Raw genomic sequence first — 5066 nt, 5'->3', positions numbered from 1 at the left:
CGCGGCCGCGCGGAAACGCGCCGCCTTCGGCACCGCAGCGCTGGCGCTGGCGGCCTCGGGCACCGTGTCGCTGGAGCTGGCCGCGGCGCAGACGCCCATGGTGATCGCCTATAAACTGCACTGGCTCAGCTGGATGATCATGCGGCGGATGGTGCGGCTGGACACGGTGACGCTGGTCAACCTGGTCAGCGAGACCCGCACCGTGCCCGAATGCCTGGGCCCCGACTGCACCCCGGACCTGATCGCTGCGCGGCTGGCCGAGGTGCGGACGCATCCGCAGGCCCAGGCCGAGGCGATGCGGCTGACGATGGAGCGGCTGGGGCAGGGCGGTGAGCCGCCGGGTCTGCGCGCCGCCCGCGCGGTGCTGAACCGGCTGGATCAGACCGGCGCCTCCAGCGCGTAATAGACGCTGTCGGTCCATTCCCCGGCGATCTGGATCGTGTTGCGGGCGCGGCCGGTTTCGTGAAAGCCCAGCCGCTCCAGAACCCGCGCGCTGGCCGGGTTGCGCGGATCGACATCGGCGGTGATCCGGGGCAGCGACAGGTCGGCAAACAGACGCGGCAACAGCGCCGTCAGCGCCTCGTGCATCAGGCCCTGGCCCCAATGGCACCGTTGCAGAAAGTAACCCAGTTCCGGCGCTGCCCAGATCCCCGCCTTGCCGATCACCCGACCGGCGCGCAGGATGGCATATTCGCGCGTCCTCTCCGGCGGCGCGGCCAGGGTTCTGCGCACCCAGTCCTCGCTTTCGGCAAGATCGTGGTGGACCGCGCCGAAATGGCGCATCGCTATGGGATCGGAGAAAAAGCGGTGCAGGTCTGGCGCGTCGGCCTGTCGCAGCGGGCGCAGGGTCAGCCGCGCCGTCGCCAGGTGGTCAGGCACCGCGCCAGATCCAGCCGCCGCCGAAAATGCGGCTGCCGCCGGTTTCATAAAACACGCAGGCCTGCCCCGGCGACACGCCTTCCTCGGGGTTCAGCAGTTCGACCTCGGCGGTGGTGTCCGACAGCGGCCGCAGGATCGCCTCGCGCGGTGGCCGGGTCGAGCGGACCTTGACCGAGATCGGCCATTCCGGGCGCGACATCATCGGCGCGTCGCCCAGCCAGTTGATCTCGCGCACCGGCACGGTGCGGGTGGCCAGCATCTCTTTGGGGCCGACCACGACGCGCGAGGCGTCGACATCGAGTTTCACCACGTAGAGCGGCTCGGCCAGCCCGCCGATGCCCAGGCCGCGGCGCTGGCCGATGGTGTAATGGATCACCCCGCGATGGCGGCCCAGAACGCGGCCATCGGCATGCACGATCTCGCCCGGCTCGCCGGCGCCGGGGCGCAGTTTTTCGATCACGCTGGCATAATCGCCATTGGGCACGAAACAGATATCCTGGCTGTCGGGCTTGTCCGCCACCGCCAGCCCGTATTGCGCCGCCAGCGCGCGCGTCGCATCCTTCGAGGGCAGGTGGCCGAGCGGAAAGCGTAGGAAATCCAGCTGTTCCGGGGTTGTGGAAAACAGGAAATAGGACTGATCGCGCGCGGCATCGGCGGCGCAATGCAATTCCGGCCCGCCAAGGCCATCCTTACGCTGAATATAATGCCCGGTTGCCATGCAATCGGCTTCCAGATCTTTAGCAGTTTCAAGCAGATCCTTGAATTTAACCCGTTCATTGCAGCGAATGCAGGGCACCGGGGTGGCGCCGGCCAGATAACTATCTGCAAATTCATCAATTACCGCATCTTTGAATATGTTTTCATAATCAAGAACGTAATGCGGAAAGCCGCGTTCCTCGGCCACGCGGCGGGCATCGTGAATGTCGATTCCGGCGCAGCAGGCGCCTTTCTTGGCCAGCGCCGCGCCATGGTCATACAGCTGCAGCGTGACGCCCACCACATCATAGCCCTGGTCGGCCAGCAGCGCGGCCACCACCGAACTGTCGACGCCGCCGGACATGGCAACGACCACCCGGGTTTCGGCGGGTGGTTTGGCAAAACCCAGCGAATTCAGCGGCGGGGTGTGGTCCAGCGCCATGATCGACAGCTCCTGAGCGGGATGAGACCGGCAGAATATAGGAAAATACGAGGCAGTCACAAGGGCCGGTTTCACCCCTCGTTAAGCCTGTTGCGGCAATCTGGCGGGAAAAGCGAAGGATCACCCATGTATCTGAAGAAAATCGATGGGCCGCGCGCCGTGACCCTGCCGGACGGAACGGTGATGACCCAGGCCGACCTGCCGCCGCCGAGCACCCGGCGCTGGGTGGCCTCGCGCAAGGCCTCGGTGGTGCGCGGCGTGCTGTATGGCCTGATCTCGCGCGAGCGCGCGATCGAGCTGTATGCCCTCAGCGACGAGGAATTCATGGGATGGGTTTCGGCGGTCGCAGATCACGGCGAAGAGGCGTTGAAAGCGACAACCGTGAAAAAATATCGACAGATCTAGTTTCCAATGTCACATTAATGGAAATGGTAACGGCCGATTAACTTTTATTGTCCACGGTTAATGTAATACGGGACCTGGGGAAAGGCGGAGCCGAATTTCATGCGCGTATTGCTTGTCGAAGACGATCCGACCACATCGAAAAGCATCGAATTGATGCTGACCCATGCCAACCTGAACGTATATGCCACTGATTTAGGCGAAGAAGGCATCGATCTGGCCAAACTCTATGATTACGATCTGATCCTGCTTGACCTCAATCTGCCGGATATGAATGGCCATGACGTGTTGCGCCAGTTGCGGCTGTCGCGGATCGAAACGCCGATCCTGATCCTGACCGGCGCCGACGATACCGACAACAAGATCAAGGGATTCGGCTTTGGCGCCGACGATTACCTGACCAAGCCGTTCCATCGCGAGGAACTGGTGGCGCGGATCCACGCGATAATCCGCCGATCGAAAGGGCATTCGCAATCGGTGATCCATACCGGCCGCATCGCGGTGAACCTGGATGCCAAGACGGTGGAGGCCGATGGCCAGCCGGTGCACCTGACGGGCAAGGAATACCAGATGCTGGAGCTGCTGTCGCTGCGCAAGGGCACCACCCTGACCAAGGAGATGTTCCTGAACCATCTCTATGGCGGCATGGACGAGCCCGAGCTGAAGATCATCGATGTCTTCATCTGCAAGCTGCGCAAGAAACTCAGCCGCGCCACCGGCGGCGAAAGCTATATCGAAACCGTCTGGGGGCGCGGCTATGTGCTGCGCGACCCGCAGGGCGCACAGCTGCCGGATCAGCGGATCGCCATGGGCGCCTGACCGCACCCGCGTCCCGCGCCGGCGCGGGATCTGGACCTCGTCGGGGCAGCGCCCTATCACTTGTCGGCGAACAGGTGCGGGGCGGATGCGGTGAGCCAAGAGATCGAGGTGGATGACCTGACCGAAGCGCAGGCGCGGGACGAGCTGCAACGCCTGGCGATGCTGCTGGCGCGCGCCAATGACGCCTATCACCGGCAGGATGCGCCCGAGATCGCGGATGCCGAATACGACCGGCTGAAGCAGCGCAACCTGGCCATCGAAGCGCGTTTTCCCGACCTGAAACGCGATGACAGCCCATCCGACCAGGTGGGGGCGAAACCCGCCGAGGGGTTTGCCAAGGTCGCCCACGCGGTGCGAATGATGTCGCTGGGCAATGCCTTCGAAGACGACGACGTGCGCGGCTTTGACCAGAGCATTCGCAAATATCTGGGGCTGGGGGCCGAGGCGCGCTTGGCCTATACCTCGGAGCCGAAGATCGACGGGCTGTCGCTGTCGCTGCGGTATGAACAGGGCAGGCTGGTGCAGGCCGCCACCCGCGGCGATGGCGCGGTGGGCGAAAACGTCACCGCCAATGCCCGCACCATCGATGACATTCCGGTGCAGCTGAAGGGCGCGCCCGAGGTGCTGGAGGTGCGCGGCGAGGTCTATATGTCCCACGCCGATTTCGCCGCCCTGAACCAGCGCCAGGAGCAGGCCGGCGACAAGAGTTTCGCCAATCCGCGCAACGCCGCCGCCGGATCGCTACGCCAGCTGGATGCGGCCATCACCCGCGCCCGACCGCTGCGCTTTTTTGCCTATGCCTGGGGCGAGCATTCCGAACCGCTGGCCGAGACCCAGATGGCGGCGATCGAACGGCTGGCGGCGCTGGGATTCGTCACCAACCCGCTGACCGCGCTGTGCGACGGCCCCGAGCAGATGCTGGCGCATTATGCCCGGATCGAGGCGCAGCGCGCGACGCTGGGCTATGACATCGACGGCGTCGTCTACAAGGTCAACGAGATCGCGCTGCAGCAGCGGCTGGGCTATCGCTCGACCACGCCGCGCTGGGCCATCGCGCATAAGTTCCCCGCCGAACTGGCCTGGACCCGGCTGGAAGCGATCGACATCCAGGTCGGCCGCACCGGCGCGCTGTCACCGGTGGCGCGGCTGACCCCGGTGACGGTGGGCGGTGTCGTGGTGTCCAACGCGACGCTGCATAACGAGGATTACATCGCCGGGCGCGATTCGCGCGGTGAGCCGATCCGCGACGGCAAGGATATCCGCGTCGGCGACTGGGTGCAGGTCTATCGCGCCGGTGACGTGATCCCCAAGGTGGCGGATGTGGACCTGTCCAAGCGGCCGGCCGAGTCGCAGCCCTATGGGTTTCCCACCACCTGCCCGGAATGCGGCAGCCCGGCACTGAGGGAAGAGGGCGATTCGGTGCGCCGCTGTTCCGGCGGGCTGATCTGCCCGGCGCAGGCGGTGGAAAAGCTGAAACATTTCGTCTCGCGCGCCGCCTTCGATATCGAGGGGCTGGGCGCGAAACAGGTCGAACAGTTCCACGGCGATGGCTGGATCGCCGAACCGGCGGATATCTTCACCCTGCAGGATCGGTTCGGCAGCGGCCTGCAACAGCTGAAGAACCGCGAGGGCTGGGGCGAGAAATCGGCCGCCAACCTGTTTGCCGCCATCGACGAGAAACGCCGCATCCCGCTGGCGCGGCTGATCTTTGCCCTGGGCATCCGCCATGTGGGCGAGGTGGCGGGGCGTGACCTGGCGCTGCACTACGGCGACTGGGCGGCGCTGACCGCCGCGCTCGACACTGCGCGGCCCGCCGCGCGGGCGCAGC

At 65.3% G+C, this 5066-nt stretch carries 5 protein-coding genes and 1 pseudogene; 4 read left to right on the top strand and 2 right to left on the bottom strand.

All coding sequences use genetic code 11. The annotated features are described in order from the left end of the window. Window positions 1-403 (top strand): annotated as a pseudogene (locus tag CVM52_RS23485) (lipid-A-disaccharide synthase); the annotation flags it as partial. On the opposite strand, the gene CVM52_RS23480 reads toward CVM52_RS23485, so the two are convergent. Together CVM52_RS23480 and mnmA are read right to left on the bottom strand one after the other, a co-directional pair. Next, on the bottom strand, window positions 379-879 hold the full coding sequence (locus tag CVM52_RS23480; protein WP_240621055.1) for a GNAT family N-acetyltransferase: 501 nt from the start codon (window positions 877-879) through the stop codon (window positions 379-381). The pseudogene CVM52_RS23485 and the gene CVM52_RS23480 overlap by 25 nt on opposite strands. After that, on the bottom strand, window positions 872-2017 hold the full coding sequence (gene mnmA, locus CVM52_RS23475; protein WP_100164764.1) for a tRNA 2-thiouridine(34) synthase MnmA: 1146 nt from the start codon (window positions 2015-2017) through the stop codon (window positions 872-874). The genes CVM52_RS23480 and mnmA overlap by 8 nt, the downstream gene beginning before the upstream one ends. Window positions 2018-2143: 126 nt before the next feature. Between mnmA and sciP the strand changes: the two genes are divergently transcribed. The 3 genes from sciP to ligA form a co-directional block, all read left to right on the top strand. Further along, on the top strand, window positions 2144-2422 hold the full coding sequence (gene sciP / locus CVM52_RS23470) for a CtrA inhibitor SciP (RefSeq protein ID WP_100164763.1): 279 nt from the start codon (window positions 2144-2146) through the stop codon (window positions 2420-2422). Window positions 2423-2521: 99 nt separating this feature from the next. Further along, a complete protein-coding gene (gene ctrA, locus CVM52_RS23465) occupies window positions 2522-3238 on the top strand; it encodes a response regulator transcription factor CtrA (protein ID WP_100164762.1) in 717 nt (238 codons plus the stop codon). Window positions 3239-3397: 159 nt separating this feature from the next. Further along, on the top strand, window positions 3398-5066 hold a 1669-nt coding region (gene ligA, locus CVM52_RS23460), incomplete at its 3' end, for an NAD-dependent DNA ligase LigA (protein ID WP_240621056.1).

Source organism: Pseudooceanicola lipolyticus (assembly GCF_002786325.1).
GTDB classification, from domain to species: domain Bacteria; phylum Pseudomonadota; class Alphaproteobacteria; order Rhodobacterales; family Rhodobacteraceae; genus Pseudooceanicola_C; species Pseudooceanicola_C lipolyticus.
The sequence above is the reverse complement of the archived record's forward strand: the minus strand, read 5'-3'. Positions and strand labels throughout refer to the sequence as shown.